This window comes from Photorhabdus aballayi (assembly GCF_026153155.1).
In the GTDB taxonomy this organism is placed as follows: Bacteria; Pseudomonadota; Gammaproteobacteria; order Enterobacterales; family Enterobacteriaceae; genus Photorhabdus; species Photorhabdus luminescens.
On the sequence record NZ_JAPFCD010000015.1, the window covers coordinates 61,223 to 83,996 of the forward strand.

The following is a 22,774-nucleotide window of genomic DNA, read 5'->3' on the forward strand; positions in this document are numbered from 1 at the left end:
GCCCCTTAAAATCTAAGAGGCGTAGTGACTGAAAATAATTATTCAAACACAAACTCCTCTAGTTCTTTTATTGTTGGTGCACCAGCAGCACCAGAACGGTTGACGACAATAGCAGCAACACGATTGCCAAATTCAACAGCATCTCTTAGCGACATTCCCTGCGATAATCCCGCAAGCATGCCACCACTATGAGCATCACCAGCACCGATGGTATCCACCACTTTCACCTTATAAGCAGCAACATATTCTGGATCACGATCAGGCAGACATATCCATGTCCCCTGTGAACCTAACCGACAGATAATAGTGATTTTCCTTTTACTGGAATAACCGCTAGCCTGGACGACAGGATCACCTTCTCCGCACAATATAGCAACTTCATCACGGTTCAGTGTCAGAATAGTCCGGTCAGCAGGCAATGCATCAAGAAAAGTAGAAGCTATTTCTGGTAAACGTGGACCAAAATCCAGCAATAACGTCTGCCCGGATGGTGACGCCAGCAACCAGTCACATAAAATCGCCGTTGATTTACCCGCCATAACATAACCACTGGAGTAGATATACCCTCTTTCCGGCAAAACAATCGAAGAGAGCATTGCCTTACTCCAATCAACCTCACAACCACTCACAGAGACAAAACTTCTTTCTCCGTCCGGTTCAACCATCGCCAAACACCAGCCATTATCAAGAGACGAATTGGTCAATGTAACCTCAAGCCCAAGGTCTTGCATCTCTTTGGTTATCTGCTCTCCCCAGCATCCGTTACCAACCGGTATACCATTAATCACCGGGATTTGCAGGCGAACCAAAGCCCGAGCAACATTGAAGCCAGAACCACCAATCTGTCGATCAATTTCTTTAGCTTCCTGATCTGCTCCACTACGGGGAAGCCTCGGTAAACTAAGAACAATATCTCCCGCCGCCGCACCAATTACAGTAATCGGTAGTAAACCCGCCATCAGGCTCTCCTCCTACCGGCCCAAATATCAGCCATAATCCCATCAAATTGGAAAAGAAACAGATATACCCGTTATCTTTCAAGTTGCCTCTTTGTTGGCTGCACTCACTCACCTCGGTCACATCGTTCTCTATGCTCCCGGGGATTCGCTCCCTTGCCGTCGCGATGCATCTTGAAATCCATAGGGTATAAATCGCTTAGGAAAGAAAACTTGCAGCAATTATTGCTGAATTCATATATATAAGAAGTATTTATACTTTAACATTAATCGGGTTCAATGAAAGTCAACCTGTATCAATTATGTGATACCAACGTGATTGATATCAAATTTATCGGTCATAGAACGATGACAATCCCCGTGTGAAATAATGACACATAACCATTGTTATCAAGATATATGAAAGCTCATAGAAAAAGTTGATTAACTCATAAAATTAGCATCATGAAGAAGCCAAGTATCTCAATATTATAAAAAGTTATTTAATCGATGAAAATATTCGCATTTTTCCATCCGACCGTATTTAAATATGGAATGTAGTCAAAAGATAATATTTTTATCTAATTACTTCCCAAGCACACTTTTATAATAAACAACGGCAAGTAAAATAGCCTTATAGGGACAAACAGTGAGTCGATTTTATTGTATTTTCAGTGTAAGATAAATATTTTTCATGATAAATAAAAACTTAAGTTAAGCAATTAATCATAAATATAAAATTTATTTGATCGGTTCTTATTAACGATTAATTAAATAATAATATTTATATCCATAGATATTATTAATGAAGAACTTATCAATCTTATAAATTATCTTTACAGGAAATCCTACTTTGAAAAAACACATCATTATTCAATCCGCAAAACAACGACCTGATTTGAAAGGCGACGCTGGTGAGATTCTTTACAAATACTGGCCTTTATTCATGCAGAATTCTTCAGCAGATGATGAATACTGGGATGAATTATTCGAGCCAGATTTCAGCCAATTCCAACAATTTGCTATTTTGCAGCAAGGAGAAGAGCAGGAATTAATTGGCACTGCTCATTCAGTGCCTTTCCCTTGGGAAAACGCTTCATTAGAGCAACTGCCGGATAATGCTTGGGATGAAGTTTTTCGCAGAGGTATAGCTGCTCGAGGAAAAGCCGTAAAAAAAATGTTGTCGGCACTGTCGGTAACGATATCTCCTGAATTTCGCGGCAAGAATTTACCAGCATTACTTATTGGCAGCTTAAAGCAAGCGGCTATTGATGCCGGGATGGAAGGGTTAGTTGTTCCTGTCAGGCCGACGTTGAAACAAAATTATCCATTGCAGGATTTTGTACAATACTGTGGATGGAAAAATGACAACAATGAACCTTTTGATCCCTGGATTCGGACACATTGGCGCCTGGGAGCAAAGATTATTCGACCTGCTATGCACTCAATGTGTATAAATGACACGCTCAATCAATGGCAAGAATGGACAGGAATGAAATTTCCGCAAAGTGGGCAGTATATTATTCCTGGAGGTTTAGTACCGCTAGAGGTGGATATACAACAACAAATGGGTTATTACATTGAGCCCAACTTATGGATGTTTCACAACTTGTATGAGTGATTTAGTATTATTGCTATAACCTCTGTTGATTAAGATGAAAATTTATTTTCATCTTAATCACCATAGGGAATACGAGTGTTCTTGATATTGCATATTTTTGTCTCATTTAACTTATTAATCTCTCAGCATGGGTATAAATCGTCGCTTTACCGGGTTTACAAAAACCAACCAAGGTTAAATGACATCGGTCAGCAATTTCTACCGCCAACGAAGTTGCTGCTGAAACAGCAAACAAAATTTCAACGCCACAGATGGCTGATTTTTGTACCATCTCATAACTGGCACGGCTGGATACCATAGCAGCACCTTGCTGCCAGCCTGTTTTTGCCTTCATGCCTAACATTTTATCCAGTGCAACGTGACGACCTACATCCTCACATCCCCCCAATAATTTACCTTCTGGATTGATCCAACTTGCGGCATGAGTGCAACCTGTCAATGCACCAATATCTTGGACGTTAGTCAGTTGAGAGAGAGCATAATCAAGGTGGTTTAATGAAAAGGTTTGAGTGAAAGGCAGTGGGGGAATCGGGCGAAAAATATCAGCAAGTTGTTCTGCTCCGCAGATGCCACAACCTGTTCGTCCAGCCAGATTACGCCTGCGTTCCTGCAAACCGGCAAAACGACGGCTAGAAAGTTCTATTTGCAACTCAATGCCGCCGTTACAATTAGGAATAATATCAATGCCGCGAATCTCGTGTTGAGATTCAATGATGCTTTCAGAGAGCGAAAACCCAATAGCGAAATATTCGAGATCTTTAGGACTTGCCATCATTACGACATGCGAAATACCGTTGTAAACTAAAGCAACAGGAACTTCTTCTGCCATCCAATCAGCTTTTAATATGTCAGGATGGTGTTTTTGTTGCACGTTCGTTCGTTTTACCCCCTCAATCACACCAAATGGTAACAACTTCTCTGATTTTACGTTATACATTAGATGAATTCCTAATAGTGTTACGACACAATAATTGTGTGGAAAAAAGAGTCTATACTATTTGTCAGGCAATAAATCTGATCCCGCTACGGAAAGTGGTTTTAATAAGAAAGAACGCATTTGAAATTTTTCCCATTATGGAATGGACACTGTTTAAGACAATGTGAGTGAGGAGATTCCCATGCAAGTCAGCAGAAGGCAGTTCTTTAAGATCTGCGCTGGCGGTATGGCAGGTACGACGGTAGCAGCGTTGGGCTTTGCGCCAACCGCAGCCCTTGCACAAACACGTAACTATAAATTGTTGCGTGCACGTGAAACCCGAAATACCTGTACATACTGTTCTGTCGGTTGTGGGCTGTTGATGTACAGCCTTGGCGATGGCGCAAAAAATGCAAAAGCAACTATTTTCCATATTGAAGGTGATCCTGATCATCCAGTAAACCGCGGTGCGCTTTGCCCCAAAGGAGCTGGCTTGATTGATTTTATTCATAGCGAAAGCCGTCTGAAATATCCAGAATATCGGGCAGCGGGTTCCGACAAATGGCAACGTATTACTTGGGATGAGGCATTTGATCGCATCGCTAAGTTAATGAAGGCAGACCGTGATGCCAATTTCATTAAAACCAATCAAGAAGGCGTGACAGTCAATCGCTGGCTGACAACAGGTATGCTGTGTGCATCTGCTTCCAGTAACGAAACAGGTTATCTATCGCAAAAATTTAGTCGCGCTCTCGGCATGCTGGCCGTAGACAACCAAGCACGTGTCTGACACGGACCAACGGTAGCAAGTCTTGCTCCAACATTTGGTCGCGGTGCGATGACCAACCATTGGGTTGATATTAAGAACGCGAATCTGATCGTCGTTATGGGGGGTAACGCTGCCGAAGCGCACCCTGTGGGATTCCGTTGGGCAATGGAAGCGAAAATCCACAATAACGCTAAGTTAATCGTGATTGATCCACGTTTTACCCGTACAGCATCTGTAGCGGATTTCTATACTCCAATCCGTTCTGGTACTGATATTGCCTTCTTATCCGGTGTAATTTTATACCTGCTGACCAACGATAAGATAAATCATGAATATGTTGAGGCGTATACCAACGCCAGTCTGATCGTGCGTGAAGATTACTCGTTCGATGATGGCCTGTTCAGCGGTTACGATGCAGAAAAACGTCAATATGACAAAACCAGTTGGAACTATGCGCTGGATGAAAACGGCTTTGCCCAACGTGATATCACCCTTAAGCACCCACGTTGCGTATGGAATCTGTTAAAAGAGCATGTTAGCCGTTATACGCCCGATGTCGTCAGTAATATTTGCGGTACGCCAAAAGAGGATTTCCTGAAAGTCTGTGAATATATTGCAGAAACTTGTGTTAAGGATAAGACCGCTTCTTTCCTGTACGCGCTGGGTTGGACTCAACACTCAGTTGGCGCACAGAACATCCGAACTATGGCAATGATCCAGCTACTGTTGGGCAACATGGGTATGGCGGGCGGCGGTGTTAATGCATTGCGCGGTCACTCGAATATTCAGGGATTGACTGATTTGGGGTTATTGTCGCAAAGCTTGCCGGGATACCTGACACTTCCCTCAGAGAAACAGGCTGATCTGCAAACTTATCTCCAGGCAAATACGCCAAAACCTATGCGGCCGGGTCAGGTTAACTATTGGGGTAACTACCCAAAATTCTTTATCAGCCTGATGAAGAGTTTCTACGGTGATAACGCTCGTAAAGATAACGACTGGGGTTTTGACTGGTTGCCGAAGTGGGACAAGGGTTATGACGTTCTGCAATTTTTTGACATGATGTCGAAAGGTGAAGTGAATGGCTATATTTGCCAAGGCTTTAACCCGGTAGCTTCTTTTCCGAATAAAAACAAAGTTGTTGATGCCCTGTCGAAATTGAAATTCCTGATCACTATCGATCCGCTTAATACTGAAACTTCAACTTTCTGGCAGAACCACGGTGAATTTAACGACGTCGATTCATCCAAAATTCAGACAGAAGTTTTCCGCCTGCCGTGTTGCTGCTTTGCCGAAGAAAATGGTTCAATTGTTAACTCTGGTCGCTGGTTGCAATGGCACTGGAAAGGTGCCGATGCGCCGGGAGAAGCTATCGGTGATGGCGAGATCCTTTCCGGTATCTTCAAACGCATGCGGGATATGTACCGCATTGAAGGCGGTGCATCGCCAGAACCGCTGCTGAACATGACCTGGGATTATTTCAACCCGGACAGCCCCACATCGGAAGAGGTAGCCCAAGAGAGTAATGGTCAGGCACTGGTTGATCTCATTGACGCTGGTGGCAACATCATAGTGAAACAAGGTCAGCAATTAACCTCTTTCGCGCAGCTACGTGATGATGGTACTACCGCTAGTGGTTGTTGGATTTTTGCTGGAAGCTGGACGCCGGAAGGTAACCAGATGGCTCGTCGTGATAACTCTGATCCATCAGGATTAGGCAATACGCTAGGTTGGGCATGGGCATGGCCGTTAAATCGTCGTATTTTGTACAATCGTGCATCGGCTGATCCTCGGGGCAAACCTTGGGATGCGAAACGTCAGTTACTGACGTGGGATGGTATTAAGTGGGGTGGCATCGATACTGCTGATTACAGCGTAGCAGCGCCGGAAACGGATGTTGGTCCATTTATCATGCAACCGGAAGGTATGGCTCGTCTGTTCGCTATTGATAAGATGGCGGAAGGGCCATTCCCTGAACACTATGAACCCTTTGAAACGCCATTAGGGACCAATCCGTTGCATCCCAATGTGGTATCCAACCCGGCTGCCCGCGTGTTCAAGAGCGACTTTGAAGCGATGGGTAAGGCAGATAAATTCCCTTATGTAGGAACCACTTACCGCTTGACAGAGCATTTCCACTATTGGACAAAACATGCATTGTTGAACTCGATTATCCAACCTGAACAGTTTGTGGAAATCGGTGAAAAACTGGCAGAAAAGAAAGGCATCAAACACGGTGATACCGTCAAAGTTAGCTCTAATCGTGGTTACATCAAAGCGAAAGCGGTTGTCACCAAACGTATTCGTACCCTGAATGTACACGGTCGTGAAGTGGATACTATCGGTATTCCCATTCATTGGGGCTTTGAAGGGGCTGCGAAGAAAGGCTTCATTGCCAATACGTTGACACCATTTGTTGGTGATGCGAACACACAAACGCCTGAGTTCAAAGCATTCCTGGTTAATATAGAAAAGGTGTAAGGGAGAAATCATGTCATTGCAAACTCAAGACATCATTCGCCGCTCTGCCACAAATTCTTTTACTCCTGCACCACGGGTGCGGGATGACCAAGAGGGCGTCGCGAAACTGATTGATGTGACAACCTGTATCGGTTGTAAAGCTTGTCAGGTGGCCTGTTCTGAATGGAACGACATCCGTGATGAAATCGGTCATAACGTTGGCGTTTATGATAACCCGGCTGATTTAACCGCTAAATCATGGACCGTGATGCGCTTTTCGGAGGTTGAAGAGAACGGCAAACTGGAATGGCTGATCCGTAAAGATGGTTGTATGCACTGTGCTGATCCAGGTTGCTTGAAAGCTTGTCCAGCCGAAGGAGCGATTATCCAGTATGCAAACGGGATTGTCGATTTCCAGTCGGAACATTGTATCGGCTGTGGCTACTGCATCGCCGGTTGTCCATTCAACGTGCCGCGGATCAACAAAGAAGACAATCGGGTATATAAATGCACTCTGTGTGTTGACCGCGTTAACGTCGGTCAGGAACCTGCCTGTGTGAAAACTTGTCCGACTGGCGCCATACATTTTGGCAGCAAAAAAGCCATGAAGGATTTGGCGGCTGAACGGGTGAGTGAATTGAAAGGCCGCGGTTATGAGAATGCGGGCTTGTACGATCCTGAAGGTGTTGGTGGCACCCATGTAATGTATGTACTGCACCATGCTAACAAACCACAGCTATATCATGGCCTACCGGACAATCCCGCGATCAGTCCGACCGTCACTTTCTGGAAAGGTATTTGGAAGCCGCTGGCCGCAGTAGGATTTGCAGCCACATTCGCTGCCAGCCTCTTCCATTACGTGGGTATTGGTCCGAACCGGGTAACAGAAGAAGACGAAGAAAATGCGCATCGTGATGCAGAGTCTTCACCGAAGTCAGCTAATGGGGAGGAACCGCGATGAAAGGTAAGAAAGATATTATTATCCGTCACTCACCCGTTGAGCGAATAAACCACTGGGCGGTGGTACTCTGTTTTTTATTTACCGCCATTAGTGGATTAGGATTCTTTTTCCCCTCGTTTAACTGGCTGATGAATATCTTCGGTACGCCTCAATTGTCGCGGATTTTGCATCCATTTATGGGTTCCGTGATGTTTATTTTATTTATCTTTATGTTTTTCAGATATTTTAAACATAATTTTATCGACAAAGATGACATTGTATGGCTGAAAAACATCCATAAGATTATAAAAAATGAAGAAGCGGGCGATATTGGTCAATATAACTTAGGTCAGAAAGGGGTATATTGGTCTATCAGTATTTGCCTGATATTACTCGTTGTCAGTGGTGTTGTTATTTGGCGACCCTATTTTGCTGATTTCTTCTCTATTCCAATAATTCGAATTGCACTGCTAATCCATTCAATGTCAGCTATTGGTTTAATCCTGACAATTATGGTTCACGCTTATGCCGCATTCTGGGTGAAAGGATCTTTCCGGGCAATGGTTGAAGGTTGGGTAACCCGTGGTTGGGCGAAGAAACATCACCCACGTTGGTATCGTGAAGTGATGAAACAGGAACAACAAGAAGAGAAACGTTAATGCGTTTCGAATATAATCATAAGCGGGATAGTCATATCCTGCTTATGATTCATTAAGTGCGAATAATGCAAGGAATAATGAGATATTAGGTTTATATCCGTTATCTTTCAAGTTGCCTCTTTGTTGGATTCGCTTCGTTGCCGTCGCAATGCATCTTGAAATCCATAGGGTATAGTGTATTTTTATTTAAATTATTTTTTATCATAAATTTTTAAATTCAATTCACTTTCTATTTTAATCTATCTATTTCTTTGATATAAAATAAAGCATCAAAAAACTTGATGCTTTATTATATATATTAATTCCTCAAAGACACAATATCCATATAATCATCTTTAGGAATAATCTGTAATTCCTACAATTTATTTTATCTGTAATTTGATAAATGAATATGGTGAATATGATTGATCTACAAGTTTAGTCTCTTGAACGACAAACCCAGCCTGGTTAGCCAGATTTTCGAATTCAGCAAAACTACGTTCTTTCCCTGAAAATAACACATCCATTAATATATCAAAAGATCTAGAAAATTCCGGCTCTTTCACCATATTTATCAATAATAAAGATGAGTTTTTATCCATGATTTTGCGGAAATTCTCCAAAATAAGTATTGAGTCACTATCGGACCAATTATGGAGAATATTTTTTAAAATATATAAATCATAACCCGATGGAATTGACTTTAGAAAATCTCCATTGATAAACTCTATATTGTCAGAAACGGGAAGTTCATTATATCTATCCAATACAGCGTAATGTTTTCCTGTTATCTTTTCACTAATTCTTGCTAAAAGCTGCCCTTCTCCCCCACCAACATCTAATATTCTATTATGCTGACTAAAATCATAAATACCAAGTAACTTCTCAACAATTAAATTTGAGACTCTTGTCATTAAAGCATCAAAATTTGATTTGAGAAATTTGTTATCATCCGAATATTCGAAGAATGGTTTGCCATGTGCCATTTCAAATGCCGATTTGCCCTCATCTTCAAATAAGGATTTTCCATACATTAACCAAGCATCACAGTAATATGAACAAATTTCAAGCTTTATCATGAATGTCTCAAAACTTTCAGGATCGGCAAACACCTGGCACTCATCAGAAAGCCTAAATTTGTTATCGTTATTAATCAGTACCCCCATTTCAACTAAGAAATCACATAATCGACTAAACCGAGCATAATTAACACCAGATTTACGTGAAAGCTCGCTTATATCGACATACATTCCATCTTTAAAGTGAGTAGATAATCCGGTATCAACAAAAGCATGAATTGCAGCTGATCTTCTATTTGATGCAATCAGTTCAGTTAGCATTGAACCATCCTTTATATCTGTATATTATGAAGAAATTAAGTATTTTATCAAAAACCCAAGAAATACCATGATGATAGATTGGATATCCTGACAACCCATTTGAACTAAAATGTAATTATTAGCTTCGTTATCTTTTCATGAAAAGATTCAATTCATCTTACTTCCGCATTTTTGACAGTAAGTTGTTAACTATCAGATTATATTAAATTTGATAAAAAAAAATGACAAAGATCACAATTAACTCTTCTCATAATCCTTAAAAATTAAATATAAGAAAATAACGTGGTGTATATATTGCCATTTACATTCATTTATAAAAGAAATGATAATTATAAAACCTGAAAAATTACAGGGTATTTTTTAATGTACTACTTCTGCAACAGGAAAATAAACATCAACCAATTGCTTTCCAAAAATCATCAATTAAGGGTAGTCATATCCTACCTATTGCTAATTAATTTTAAAAAACTTCAATATTTAAAATATAATATCCATGAAAATTATATTTATTTTAACATCTATATATTTATATAATATAAGATAAAAATATGGCATCAGATATTCTGATGCCATATTTATTATATCTATTTTCAGAGAAACAATATCCATATGATTATCTTTGTGAAACTCCATGATTATCTATAATTTATTTTACCCCTAGCTCAATAATTGCATATTTCTCATTTATATCTTTAATACCTTTAACGATAAATCCTGCTTGGTGAGCTAAATCTTCTAATTCATCCAAATAACGCTCTTTTCCTAATAATAGTACATCCATTAATATATCCGTAGAGTCAATTATTTCTAATCGTAATTTTTTCACTGTGCTTATCAATAAAACCGTTGCATTATCATCCATAGCTTTTCGACAGCTCTGTAAAATTAATACTGCGTTATTATCAGACCAATTATGGATAATATTTTTTAAAATATATAAATCATAACCGGATGGAACCGATTTAAAAAAATCTCCGTTTATAAATTCAATATCTTCAAAAACGGGAGTTTCATTATATCTGTCCAATACAGCGTAATGTTTTCCTTTTAATTTTTCATTCATTCTTATTAAAAGCTTTCCTTCTCCTCCTCCAACATCTAATATTCTGTTGTATTGACTAAAATCATAAATATCGAGTATTCTCTCTATTATTTTATCCGAGTTTTTTGACATAAAAGAGTCAAAATTTGATCTGAACAATTCATGATTATCCAAATATTCAAAGAATGGTTTTCCATGCGCCATTTCAAATGCCGTTTTACTATTATTCTCATACAATGATTTTGAATACATTGACCAAGCGTTCCAGTATTCTGGGCTAACTTCACACCTTATCATTAATGACTCCATACTTTCAGGATCAGCAAGCGCACTGCATTCCTCAGAAAGTGCAACCCCTTCATTGCTACTAACCAATACCCCTATTTTGATTAAATATTCACATAACCGGCTAAAACGAGAATGATCAAGACCATATTGATGGGAAAGCTCGCTGATATTTACACAGGCCCCATCTTTAAAGTGAACAGACAAACCCATATCAACAAAAGCATAAATTGCGGTTGATTTTCTACATGATGTAATAAGATCGATTAGCATAGCGTTATCCTTTATACCCGTTATCTTTCAAGCTGCCTCTTTGTTGGCTGCGCTCACTCACCCCAGTCACATAGTTATCTATGTTCCCGGGGATTCGCTCCCTTGCTGTCGCGAAACAACTTGAAATCCAAATGAAATGTTTTATCTAAAACGCTGGAAATACCGTGACGATTGATTAAGTATCTTAACAACATTATTTTTACCAAATTGTGACTATCAGTTTTGTTACTTTTTCCTCATGAAAAAATTATAATTTTCATCTCCATACTTGCCAAGTAGTTAAATCAATTTGATTATCCATTTTCAAGTGTAAATTATTATACTATATTAAATTCAATAAAAATAAATGATAAAGATCACAATTAATTCTTTGCCGGATGTTTGAAAATAAGACAAGGAGATATAACTTAATTTGACTATTTTCGCCATTAAACCAATATTATTATGGAATTTAAATTCACATTCTATTTCAACATTTTATTGATACGAAATAAAAGTATGGCATCAAATATTTTAATGCCATACTTAATTATAGATTTATCAGACATACAATATCCATATCATTATATTTGGTTAAGATCCCTATTATCTATAATTTATCTTACTCCTAGTTGGATAATTGAAAATGATTCATTGACATCTTTAACATCTTGAATGATCAACCCTGCCTGGTTAGCTAAATACTCAAATTCCGTTAAGCTACGTTCTTTCCCTAAAGATGTCATATCCATTATCATATCTAAAGATTTCATTGCACTAGATTGTGGTTTTTTCATTGAAGTTATTAATAAAATAGTTGAATTATTATGCATTGCCTTGCGGCAATTTTCTAAGATGAGTATTGATTCACTATCAGACCAATCATGAATAATATTCTTTAGGATATATAAATCGTAACCTGATGGAATTGATTCAAAAAAATCTCCATCTATAAAATCTATATTTTCGTGAGCATGAATTTTATTATATCTATCTAACACAGCATAATGTTTTCCTTTTACCTTTTCACTTATTTTTATCAGAAGATCCCCTTTACCTCCTCCAACATCTAATATTTTATCGTGTTGACTAAAATCATAAATATCAAATAAATTTTCAATCATTCTATCCGATTCTCTTGACATTAAAGAATCAAATTTTGATCTGAGCAATTTATTGCTATCCAAATGTTCAAAGAATGGTTTTCCATACGCTATTTCAAATGCCGATTTACCATTATTTTTAAGCAAGGATTTTGGATACATTAACCAAGCGTTCCAGAAATCTGAGTCAAATTCCCACTTTATTATTAACGATTCTATACTTTCAGGATCGGCAAGCGCACTGCATTCATCAGAAAGCGCAACTTTACCATTGCTGCTAACCAATACTCCGATTTCAATTAATAAATCACATAATATATTAAGTCGCGAATAGTCAATACCATATTGACTAGCAAGTTCATTGATATCCATACAGGCTCCGTTTTTAAAACGAACAGACAAACCTGTATCAACAAAAGTATAAATGGCAATTGATTTTTTATATGATTCAATAAGTTCAATTAGCATTGGTTATCCTTTATATTTATATTTATATTATAAAAAAATGAATTATTTTATCTAAAAATCAGAAACACCATGATAATTAATTAGGTATTCTGACAACTAAAATGTAATCATTAACTTTATTATCTTTTCTCGTGATATAATAAAGATATTATTCTCCTTATTTTATAAATTATTAACTTACCTTGATTATGCATTTTAGAGATTCAAATTGTTCCTTATCAGACTATATTAAATATAATAGAAAGAAATGATGAAGATTACAATTAACTCTTCTTAGGCATTTTAAAAAAAATGATTTAATCTATTTATTTTTTTCTACTTAAATAATTTTCACCCCCAGAGAATAAATCTAATCTCCATTTTAATACCTATACATTTTATTAATATAAAACAAGCATGGCGCCAAATATCTTGACACCATGCTTGTTACATATTCTTTCAGAGAAGCAATATCCATATAATTATCTTTACGTTATTTTATTCCCAATTGGATAATTGAAGATAATTCATCAATATCCTTAACATCTTGAATAACTAATCCTGCTTGGTTGGCCAGACGTTCGAATTCCGTCAAATAACGTTCTTTTCCTGAAAATAGTGCATCCATTAACATGTCTACATATATCGCTGCTTTAGATTGTGGTTTTTTCATATAATTTATCAATAAAATCTTTGAATCATTATCCATTGCCTTACGGCAATTTTCTAAAATTAATACTGCTTTATCATCAGGCCAATCGTGGAGAATATTCTTTAAAATATATAAATCATAACCTGATGGAATTGATTTTAGAAAATCTCCATTCATAAAATATATATTATCCAAAACAGGAATTTCATCATATCTATCTAATACAGCGTAATATTTTCCTTTTACCTTCTCACTGATTCTTACCAGAAGATTTCCCTCACCCCCTCCGACATCTAATATTCTGTTGTATTGATTAAAATCATAAATATCAAGCAGCTTTTCAATGATTTTATCTGAGCCTTTTGACATTGAAGAATCAAAATTTGATTTGAGTAATTTATTACTAGCCAAATGTTCAAAGAATGATTTTCCATGCATTATTTCAAATGCTGGTTTTCCATCATTTTCAAGTAAAGATCTTGAATACATTGACCAAGCATTCCAACAATCTGGACTCAGCTCCCATTTTACAATTAATGACTCCATACTCTCAGGATCAGCAAGCGCACTGCATTCTTCAGAAAGAGTGACTTTATGGCCGTGATTAACCAATATCCCAACTTCAATTAAGAAATCGCATAATCGTTCAAGTCGGGAATAATCAATACCACACTGACGGGAAAGTTCATCTATATCTACATAAGCTCCATTTTTAAAATGAATAGATAAGCCTGTATCAACAAAAGCGTAGATTGCGGCTGATTTTCTATACGATGTAATAAGTTCGGCTAGCATTGAGTTATCCTTATGTCTTTATCTTATAAAAAGATGAAGTATTTTATCTAAAATGCATGAAATACCATGATAATTAATTGGGTACTCCAACAACTAATATGTGATTATTAGCTTTGTTACCTTTTCTTGTTGAAATAATAAAGATTTAATTCTCCTTATTTTCACATTGTTCAACTTACTTTAATAACGCATTTTTAGGAACAGAATTGTTAACTACCAGACTATATTAAATTAGACAAAAAGGAATGACAAAGATCACAATTAACTCTTCTCATAAACTTCAAAAATAAAATATAATTATTAATCGTTTTTACCGTCAGAGAGTAATTTTGCTATATATATTTCATTAATATAAAATAAAAGTTGGCACCAAATATATTGATGCCATATATTTTACATAAATATTTCCCAACGATGGGATATATTTATTTTATCCCTAATTCGATAAGTGAAAACATTTCATCTAAATCTTTAGAAGATCGAACGACGAGTCCCGCCTGATTAGCTAGATGTTCGAATTCACTAAAATAACGCTCTTTCCCTAAATATAGCATATCCATTAATAAATCGACAGATTTAACTATTGGGGATTTTTGTTTTTTCATTAAGGTTATTACCAGGATATTTGCATTATCATCCATCATTTCTCGGCAATTCTTCAAAAGGGATATTGCATCATTATCAGGCCAGTTATGGAGGACATTCTTTAAAATATATAAATCATAACCTGACGGAATTGACTCAAAAAAATCGCCATTTATGAAATCTATACCCTCATAAATAGGAATTTCATTATATCTATCCAATACAGCATAATCTTTTCCTTTGAATTTTTCACTGACTCTGATTAAAAGCTCTCCGTCTCCCCCCCCCAGATCCAATATTCTGTTATATTTATTAAAATCATAAATAACAAGCAATTCTTTAATTATTTTATTTGTATATTTTGACATTAAAGCGTCAAAATTTGATTTTAGCACTTTATCACTATCCCAAATCTCATAGAATGATTTTCCATGCGCCATATCAAATGCCGGTTTACCATTGTTTTCCAGTAAGGATTTTGGGTACATTAACCAAGAATCCCAATGTTCTCGATTGATTTCATATTTTATTGTCAAGAATTCAAAACTATCAGGATCAGCAAGTGCGCTGCATTCCTCAGAAAGTGCAACCCCATCGTTGCCGCTAACCAATACGCCTATTTCAGTTAAGAAATCACATAGTCGATTAAGTCTAGAATAATCAATACCATATTGATCAGCAAGTTTGTTAATATCTACATAGGTTCCATTTTTAAAGTGAATAGATAAACCAGCTTCAACAAAAGTGTAAATTGCGGCTGTTTTTCTATATGACGTAATGAGATTGATTAGCATTGAATTACCCTTTCTGTATTTTTAAATGAGGTTATTATATAAAATATAGATAGTACCACTATAACTAACTATATATTTTTGAAACGCATTTAAACCAAAATACAATTATTAACTTTGCTATATTTTCCTTATGAGGCAATGAAAACTTAACTCTCTTTTTACAATTAATTATTCACTTTAATTATATGCTTTTAGGTGTGAGTCAATTAATCATTAGACCATATTAAATATAATAGAAAGGAATGTTAAAAATCACAATTAACTCTTTTTAGGGATTTTTAAGATTAAATTGAAAGAAATTTCTTAATAATATTTTTCTTTCAGAAAAATTTACACAAAGAATGAATGGTTATGCAAAAATTCGCAATCATTTCATGAATATATTGGTCATCATTGACTACATCATTTCCAGTATTATCTCTGTAGCTCAGAAACCACTTTTGATCTATGCTGAGCACTAAGAACAAGCTTAAGATTATTATTAACCTGAAAGCCCCTAAAGCAGATAGCAGGAAGATAGAACTTAATGAGTATTCGCATCGTTCCTAAAGAACAACTAAGCAAAGATCGCATCAATGAAAAAGCAGCAGATTATATCCCACCACTGCTTTTCGCTAATCTAAGAAACCTTTATCAACGTCGGGCAGAGCGCTTGCAGCAACTGGCAGAAGAGAGCCCGTTCGTTGAGTATCTTAACTTTTCAGCACAAGTTGCCCAAGCTCAGCAAAAAGCGTTGCATGATAATCCATTGCAAATGGAGATAACGGATATCTTAGAAAAATCTGTCATTGAAGGTAAACCACCTCTGGATTGCAAAACCTTCCAACGCACTGAACACTGGCAAAAATTGCTTCACTCTCTGATAGCAGAATTATTACCGGATGAGTCGGAACATGTTAATGCCGCTCTGGATAATCTAACAAAGGCGTCGGAACAGGAGCTGGAACAGATGGCCGATGCTCTGTTGAAAAATGAATTCAGTAAGGTCAGCCCTGAAAAAGCGCTTTTTATCTGGGCGGCACTCTCCCTCTATTGGGCACAAATGGCAAATCAAATCCCAGGAAAAGCGAGAGCAGAATATGGTGAACATCGTCAGTTTTGCCCGGTTTGCAACAGTATGCCAGTCTTGAGTGTGGTTCAGATTGGCACAACCAACGGACTGCGTTATTTACATTGTAGTTTGTGTGAAAGTGAATGGCATGTGGTACGGGTAAAATGCAGTAATTGCGAACAGACTCGCGATCTTAATTATTGGTCGTTGGATAGCGAACAAGCCGCCGTGAAAGCGGAAAGTTGCGGCGATTGTGGGAGTTATTTGAAAATTCTCTATCAGGAGAAAGATCCGAAAGTTGAGGCCATTGCTGATGATTTAGCTTCACTGATCCTTGATGCCAAAATGGAAGAGGAAGGTTTTGCCCGTAGTAGCATCAATCCGTTTTTGTTCCCAAATGAGTAATAGTGAGTTGACGGAATTGCCATGACATATAAACCGAGCCTGTTGTACAGCCAGCTCCCCGCCATTGATCGTCTATTGCATGAGCCACAAATAACACTATTCGTGGAACAATATGGACAGACGCTGGTAACTGCAACATTAAGAGGAATGCAGGAGCAGGCCAGAATCTATATCAAGCAGTATCAGGCACTGCCTGATTGGTGTGATAACTGGGCCTTGGCGCTTAGTCAGCAACTGGAACAGAAACAAACTTTAGCTTTAAAGCCGGTATTCAATCTCAGTGGTACGGTGATCCATACCAATCTTGGTCGAGCATTAATGGCAGAATCGGCTATTGAGGCTGTAACACAAGCGATGCGTTCACCCGTAACATTGGAATATTCCCTCAATAGCGCCGGGCGTGGGCACCGTGACCACGCTTTGGCGGATTTACTGCGAGAATTAACCGGGGCGGAAGATGCCTGTATCGTTAATAATAATGCAGCAGCCGTGCTGTTATTACTGGCAACCGTGGCATCCGGTAAGCAAGTTGTGGTTTCTCGCGGCGAATTAGTGGAAATTGGCGGCGCATTCCGTATTCCTGATGTGATGGTTCAGGCAGGATGCCGATTAGTTGAAGTCGGCACAACGAACCGCACTCACCTGAAAGATTATCGGCAAGCGATTAATGAAGAGACCGCTCTCCTCATGAAAGTGCATGCCAGTAACTACAATATTGACGGTTTTACCGCGGAAGTGTCTGGCCGTGAATTGGCCACTCTGGGAATAGCCTCGCAAATTCCTACTGCCATTGATCTGGGCAGTGGTTCCATGATCAATATGGCGCAATATGGATTGCCAGCCGAACCTATGCCTCAAGATTATCTGAATCAGGGCATCGATCTGGTCACTTTCTCTGGTGATAAATTACTGGGGGGACCACAAGCTGGCATTATTCTTGGCAAGAAACACTGGATAGAAGCCATTCAGCGTCATCCGCTGAAACGGGCTTTGCGGGCAGATAAGATGACGCTGGCCGCTTTGGAAGCCACATTGCGGTTATATCAGCGCCCCGAACAACTTTGCCAGCAGTTACCAACGTTACGTTTATTAACCCGCTCACAACAACAAGTGCATGATATGGCACAACGGTTATTACCTCAGCTTCAAACGCGTTACGGTGACCAGTTTATTGTTCGTGACGAACAATGTTATTCACAGATTGGCAGTGGCTCACTGCCGGTTGATCGTCTGCCAAGTTGGGCTTTGACTTTCGCCGCTATTGATGGTCAGGGGAGCTCGTTGGAACGGTTGGCCCGGCGCTGGCGTGGATTAACCAAACCCGTTATTGGTCGTATCTCCGACGGGCGTTTGTGGCTGGATTTACGTTGTCTTGAAGATGAAAAAGCGCTATTGCAGGCACTATTGCTGTAATTATTTGAAATAGAATAATTTTCTGAAACTATTATGATTTTTGCCACCGCGGGCCATGTTGATCATGGTAAAACCACACTTATCCAAGCGATTACCGGCGTTAATACCGCCCATTTGCCGGAAGAGAAAAAGCGCGGGATGACCATTGATTTGGGTTATGCCTATTGGCCGCAACCGGATGGATCTTCGGTTGGTTTTATTGATGTACCCGGACATGAAAAATTCCTCGCCAATATGTTGGCAGGGATAGGGGGTATCAATCATGTTTTATTGGTGGTTGCCTGTGACGACGGGGTAATGGCTCAAACAAGAGAACATTTAGCTATTCTGCGTTTGATCGGCTGCCCAGCCATAACCGTTGCACTCACTAAAGCAGATCGAGTGGAATCACAACAAATAGTTGAAGTCCGCCAGCAAATTGAACATGAGCTGGCAACGCAGGGTTGGAACGAATTCCCTCTGTTTGTAACGACTGCGACAGACGAAGAAAGTATTGTCCCTTTGAGGCAACATTTGTTGCAGTTACATCAGCAAAATAAGCAGCATGAAAAATTACATCAACGTTTTCGTCTGGCGATAGATCGCGCTTTCAGTGTAAAAGGAGCGGGTCTGGTAGTAACGGGAACAGCATTAGCTGGTCAGGTCAGCGTGGGCGATATCCTCTGGCTGACCGGTCGGGATCAACAAGTCAGAGTACGTGGCTTGCATGCTCAGAATCAACAGGCCAATACGGCTCAGGCCGGACAACGTATTGCCCTGAATATTACTGGCGATGTGAGTAAAGAACAGGTTTCCCGTGGTGATTGGCTGCTTTCCCACAAACCCTTTGAACATGTAGAAAAGGTATTGGTGGAAGTAGAAACTGATGAACCTTTGCGAAATTGGCAACCACTTCATATTCATCATGCTGCCAGCCATATCACGGGTCGGATTTCATTACTAAATCCGCTTTCTGATAAACCTCTGCTGGCTGAATTGGTGTTTGATAGGCCATTGTGGTTAGTTGAAAATGATCGGCTGATATTGCGAGATATCAGCGCCAGAAAAACATTGGCTGGCGCGCGGGTGATAAACCTAAATTCCCCCCGCCGTGGTAAGCGCCAGCCGGAATTTTTGCATTGGCTCACTCAGCTTGCCAGAACATCAGATCATGCAGCTAATTTAGCGCTCCATTTACCACGAGGCGCACTTTCTCTCGACCATTTTTCTTGGGCGCGTCAGTTAACAGAAGCAACTTTCCACCAGCTAATCGTTGATGAGGATGTGATTATTGCCGACGGTATGGTGTTATCACAGAACAATGCCAGGTTAGCAAAGCAGAAGTTGTTACAGGTTTTGACCGAATATCACCAGCAACATGTTGATCAACTGGGTTTGGGAAGAGCACGTCTGAAACGGATGGCGCTGCCAACACTGGATGAAGCACTGGTTTATACTCTGATAGATGCATTGCTCAGTGATGGACAATTAAAGCAGTTGCGTGGTTGGTTATACCTTCCTGAACATGATTTGGCTTTCAGTGATGAACAAACAAAATTGTGGCAACGAATAGCACCCTACTTTACAGATGATCCGTGGTGGGTACGTGATCTGGCTGCTGATTTAAAACAAGAAGAAGTAACTATCCGCAATTTGTTGAAAAAATCCGCTCAATTGGGGCATATTATCGCTATTGTTCCTGATCGTTATTATTGCAGCCAACGAATCCAACAATTCGCGGAACTCATTCGCCAATTTAATCAAGATCATGGTGCAATTACCGCTGCGGATTTTCGTAATCAACTCGGTATTGGTCGTAAACTGGCCATTCAGATATTGGAATTTTTTGATCGCAGTGGTTTTACTCGTCGTCGGGCTGAGTCACATATTCTCAGAGATAATGGGCTATTCTGATGATTTTTTATTTAAAATATAGATGATTTCAGCAAAATCACCGTCTTGCTCTGAATCTGTGCTATTTTTGCCAACCGTTAGCTTTCTATTAACTGGATTGAATACGCTATGAAAAAGAAGATAACATCGGGCGTTTATCTGGGATTATTGTTTATTGCAACTTTAATTCTGGTTTTTGAAAAAAATGAAGATATTTATCCGGCACTGATTGCTGTCGGTGTGTTTGGTGTGATATTTGGCTTGATGTTTTTTATATCAGCCAGGTTACTGTTTTCCGCTGCCTTTACCGGAACACTGTTTATTATCTTTAAATTCCTCAATCAGATAAAAGTTCATTACTACAAAGAGCAGTTGATGTTCTCTGATCTGAACTTGATGTTTGATCCTGCCAATCAGGAAACATTACGCCACTATTGGCTGGCCGGTTTAGGTGTTGTCGCAATGTTTATCTGGCTGATTTTTAACATGACGTTGAGTTGGAAAAAATCATCTCCCCTCCGTGGTTTCAAATGGCGTACTGTCGGCTTGGTTCTGGCGGCGTTCTGTACATGGGAAGTGAACGCTACTGCCAATGCGTTCAGAGAACAGTGGGAATCTTCACTGCCAAAAGGACGGGGTACCGTCACCAATATGGTGATGTCGGCTAAAGATGCCAAATATCATGCGCCTCAGTTTGGACAATCATCCGATTATTTTCTGCAACAGGCTAAGAATGTCGTGCTACCTGTGCCTCAGTCAGCAATTAAACCTGACGTAGTGATGTTATTACAGGAATCCACCGTAACTCCGCATATCTATCAATTGTCTGATGATACCCGTTTACCTAATCTTTATATGTTCCAGCGGGATTCTGGCGTCAGCGCACAAAGCCCCATGCGGGTGCAAACTTTCGGTGGTGGTACTTGGTTATCTGAATTCTCTGCTCTGACCGGCTTAAATACAGATGATTTTGGCTCACGTAAGAATGCGGTTTTTTATTTTATTGTCGATCACCTGAAATACAGCTTGTTCCGTGAAATGAAACAGAATGGTTATTACACGGTTGTTCTGACGCCATTTAATAAATCTTCTTATCATTCGGGTCATGCTTATCAGACTCTCGGCGTTGATCGCATTATTCAGCCACAGGAATTGGGATATCCCGCCAGTCTCGATAAAAATCTCTGGACTATCTCTACGCAAGAGATGTTGGGTTATGTGAAAGACATTTTGGCACAGGAAACAGATAAACCTCTCTTTATTTTCTCACTGACTATGTATGAACATGGCCCATATGATGAAGATCACGCTGATGATTACGGGCTTACCGGACATGTGAAAAATTCACAGGCAGTGGGTAAGTTCAATCACTATATGGAGAAAATCAAAGCTTCTGATCCGGCAATTAAAGATTTTAGTGAGTTTGTTGCTAAACGGGAAAAGCCCACTATTTTCCTTTACTTCGGTGATCATCAACCCAATATCAGCCTAAATCAGTACAATGGCGTATTTTCAAACCCCGCTCATATCACCCAGTTTACTATGCGGGATAACTTGCAACAGGGAGAATCTATTCAGACTGATGAACTGACGGATATTTCATTCCTTGGCAGCATGATTATAGAGAGAGCTAAATTAGATGCTTCACCTTTTTACCGCGCAAATATGACAATGCGTCATCTCTGCCGAGGAGCGTTGGATGATTGTCAGGATAAGGCGCTGGTGGAAAGCTACAAACACTATATTTATCAGCAATTAGACGTTGCAGGTAAAAAGTAAGTTATAAAATCATCATGTGAGTAGGTGCCATATTTATATGGCACTGTAAATGACTCCAAATACCGAGTTGTAGTAGATAATTGGCTATCAGGCTGGCGCAGTCGTTCCACTGCTCGACTTGATAATCATTGCAGACGCTATTGCTCTCCTGAGCTGATGATAGGCTTTCCCCCGGTTCAATGACTGTTGCTTATGAGTTATTGATGCAATTTAAAACAATAGGGGACTGACTTGTTAGCCTTAAGAGCATATGATTAGTGACAAAGTGAAATGTCCTTCACATACTTATTTGGAGCCATCCATGATGATTTACTACAGATTAAATATCCCTCAGATTTTAATTCGTCATCAACATAAAAAGAAACAAATAAAGTAAGAATAATGCCTGTTATTGACACATATGAAACATAATTTCCTATTTTACTATTAAGACGTTTCACTTTACCCAATGAGATTCTATATAAAATAAAAGAAATATAAATCAATACAGGGCTAAACCAAATAGCTCCTGCGCTTTTCCATGAGAATGTAATAACATCATCACGCTTAAAAAAACCGACATAATCATTCAATGAAAAAAATATAGATAACATTGTCATAAAAAGAAGCAATAAAATTCCTAAATATAATTTAGTTTTATTTTCATTTATATTATCCACGGCTATATCTACTCCACATAT

16 protein-coding genes are annotated in these 22,774 nt (G+C 38.9%); 8 read left to right on the forward strand and 8 right to left on the reverse strand.

Annotated features, from left to right (window positions below; all coding sequences use genetic code 11):
* Positions 1–38: 38 nt before the first annotated feature.
* On the reverse strand, positions 39–959 hold the full coding sequence (locus OO184_RS10255) for a carbohydrate kinase family protein (protein ID WP_265379097.1): 921 nt from the start codon (positions 957–959) through the stop codon (positions 39–41).
* 829 nt (positions 960–1,788) lie between these two features.
* Here OO184_RS10255 and OO184_RS10260 point away from each other — a divergent pair.
* The gene (locus OO184_RS10260) at positions 1,789–2,556 is read left to right on the forward strand and encodes a transferase (RefSeq protein ID WP_265379098.1); all 768 of its coding nucleotides are present in this window, start codon (positions 1,789–1,791) and stop codon (positions 2,554–2,556) included.
* Positions 2,557–2,662: 106 nt separating this feature from the next.
* On the opposite strand, the gene fdhD is transcribed toward OO184_RS10260, so the two are convergent.
* The gene (gene fdhD, locus OO184_RS10265) at positions 2,663–3,493 is read right to left on the reverse strand and encodes a formate dehydrogenase accessory sulfurtransferase FdhD (protein WP_265379099.1); all 831 of its coding nucleotides are present in this window, start codon (positions 3,491–3,493) and stop codon (positions 2,663–2,665) included.
* A gap of 181 nt (positions 3,494–3,674) precedes the next feature.
* On the opposite strand from fdhD, the gene fdnG reads away from it, so the two are divergent.
* From fdnG to fdoI, 3 genes are read left to right on the forward strand one after another with little or no spacing between them, the layout of a single operon-like run.
* A complete protein-coding gene (gene fdnG / locus OO184_RS10270; RefSeq protein WP_265379100.1) occupies positions 3,675–6,722 on the forward strand; it encodes a formate dehydrogenase-N subunit alpha in 3,048 nt (1,015 codons plus the stop codon).
* Positions 6,723–6,732: 10 nt separating this feature from the next.
* Entirely contained in the window at positions 6,733–7,662 is a 930-nt protein-coding gene (gene fdxH, locus OO184_RS10275; protein ID WP_265379101.1) for a formate dehydrogenase subunit beta, read from the forward strand.
* Entirely contained in the window at positions 7,659–8,300 is a 642-nt protein-coding gene (gene fdoI / locus OO184_RS10280; protein WP_265379102.1) for a formate dehydrogenase cytochrome b556 subunit, read from the forward strand. Before fdxH ends, fdoI begins: the two co-directional genes overlap by 4 nt.
* A 362-nt stretch (positions 8,301–8,662) precedes the next feature.
* Here fdoI and OO184_RS10285 read toward each other — a convergent pair whose 3' ends face one another.
* The 5 genes from OO184_RS10285 to OO184_RS10305 form a co-directional block, all read right to left on the reverse strand.
* On the reverse strand, positions 8,663–9,619 hold the full coding sequence (locus tag OO184_RS10285; RefSeq protein WP_265379103.1) for a methyltransferase: 957 nt from the start codon (positions 9,617–9,619) through the stop codon (positions 8,663–8,665).
* Between the two features lie 646 nt (positions 9,620–10,265).
* Entirely contained in the window at positions 10,266–11,219 is a 954-nt protein-coding gene (locus tag OO184_RS10290) for a methyltransferase (RefSeq protein WP_265379104.1), read from the reverse strand.
* A 596-nt stretch (positions 11,220–11,815) separates the two neighbouring features.
* Positions 11,816–12,769 carry a methyltransferase gene (locus tag OO184_RS10295; protein WP_265379105.1) on the reverse strand — a complete coding sequence of 318 codons (954 nt, stop codon included), beginning with the start codon at positions 12,767–12,769 and terminating at the stop codon, positions 11,816–11,818.
* Positions 12,770–13,241: 472 nt separating this feature from the next.
* Positions 13,242–14,195 carry a methyltransferase gene (locus OO184_RS10300; RefSeq protein ID WP_265379106.1) on the reverse strand — a complete coding sequence of 318 codons (954 nt, stop codon included), beginning with the start codon at positions 14,193–14,195 and terminating at the stop codon, positions 13,242–13,244.
* Between the two features lie 425 nt (positions 14,196–14,620).
* Positions 14,621–15,574 carry a methyltransferase gene (locus OO184_RS10305; RefSeq protein ID WP_265379107.1) on the reverse strand — a complete coding sequence of 318 codons (954 nt, stop codon included), beginning with the start codon at positions 15,572–15,574 and terminating at the stop codon, positions 14,621–14,623.
* Positions 15,575–16,100: 526 nt separating this feature from the next.
* Between OO184_RS10305 and fdhE the strand changes: the two genes are divergently transcribed.
* The 4 genes from fdhE to OO184_RS10325 all read left to right on the forward strand — a co-directional run bounded on the left by fdhE (position 16,101) and on the right by OO184_RS10325 (position 22,094).
* Entirely contained in the window at positions 16,101–17,030 is a 930-nt protein-coding gene (gene fdhE / locus OO184_RS10310; protein WP_265379108.1) for a formate dehydrogenase accessory protein FdhE, read from the forward strand.
* Positions 17,031–17,051: 21 nt separating this feature from the next.
* Positions 17,052–18,443 (forward strand): L-seryl-tRNA(Sec) selenium transferase, encoded by a 1,392-nt coding sequence (selA, locus tag OO184_RS10315; protein WP_265379109.1) that lies wholly within the window; start codon positions 17,052–17,054, stop codon positions 18,441–18,443.
* 33 nt (positions 18,444–18,476) lie between these two features.
* Positions 18,477–20,336: a selenocysteine-specific translation elongation factor gene (selB, locus tag OO184_RS10320; protein ID WP_265379110.1), complete on the forward strand. Its 1,860-nt coding sequence runs from the start codon at positions 18,477–18,479 to the stop codon at positions 20,334–20,336.
* A 108-nt stretch (positions 20,337–20,444) separates the two neighbouring features.
* On the forward strand, positions 20,445–22,094 hold the full coding sequence (locus tag OO184_RS10325; RefSeq protein WP_265379111.1) for an LTA synthase family protein: 1,650 nt from the start codon (positions 20,445–20,447) through the stop codon (positions 22,092–22,094).
* 254 nt (positions 22,095–22,348) lie between these two features.
* Here the strand turns inward: OO184_RS10325 and OO184_RS10330 are convergent, their stop codons facing one another.
* Positions 22,349–22,753 (reverse strand): DUF1240 domain-containing protein, encoded by a 405-nt coding sequence (locus OO184_RS10330; protein WP_265379112.1) that lies wholly within the window; start codon positions 22,751–22,753, stop codon positions 22,349–22,351.
* Positions 22,754–22,774: the final 21 nt, after the last annotated feature.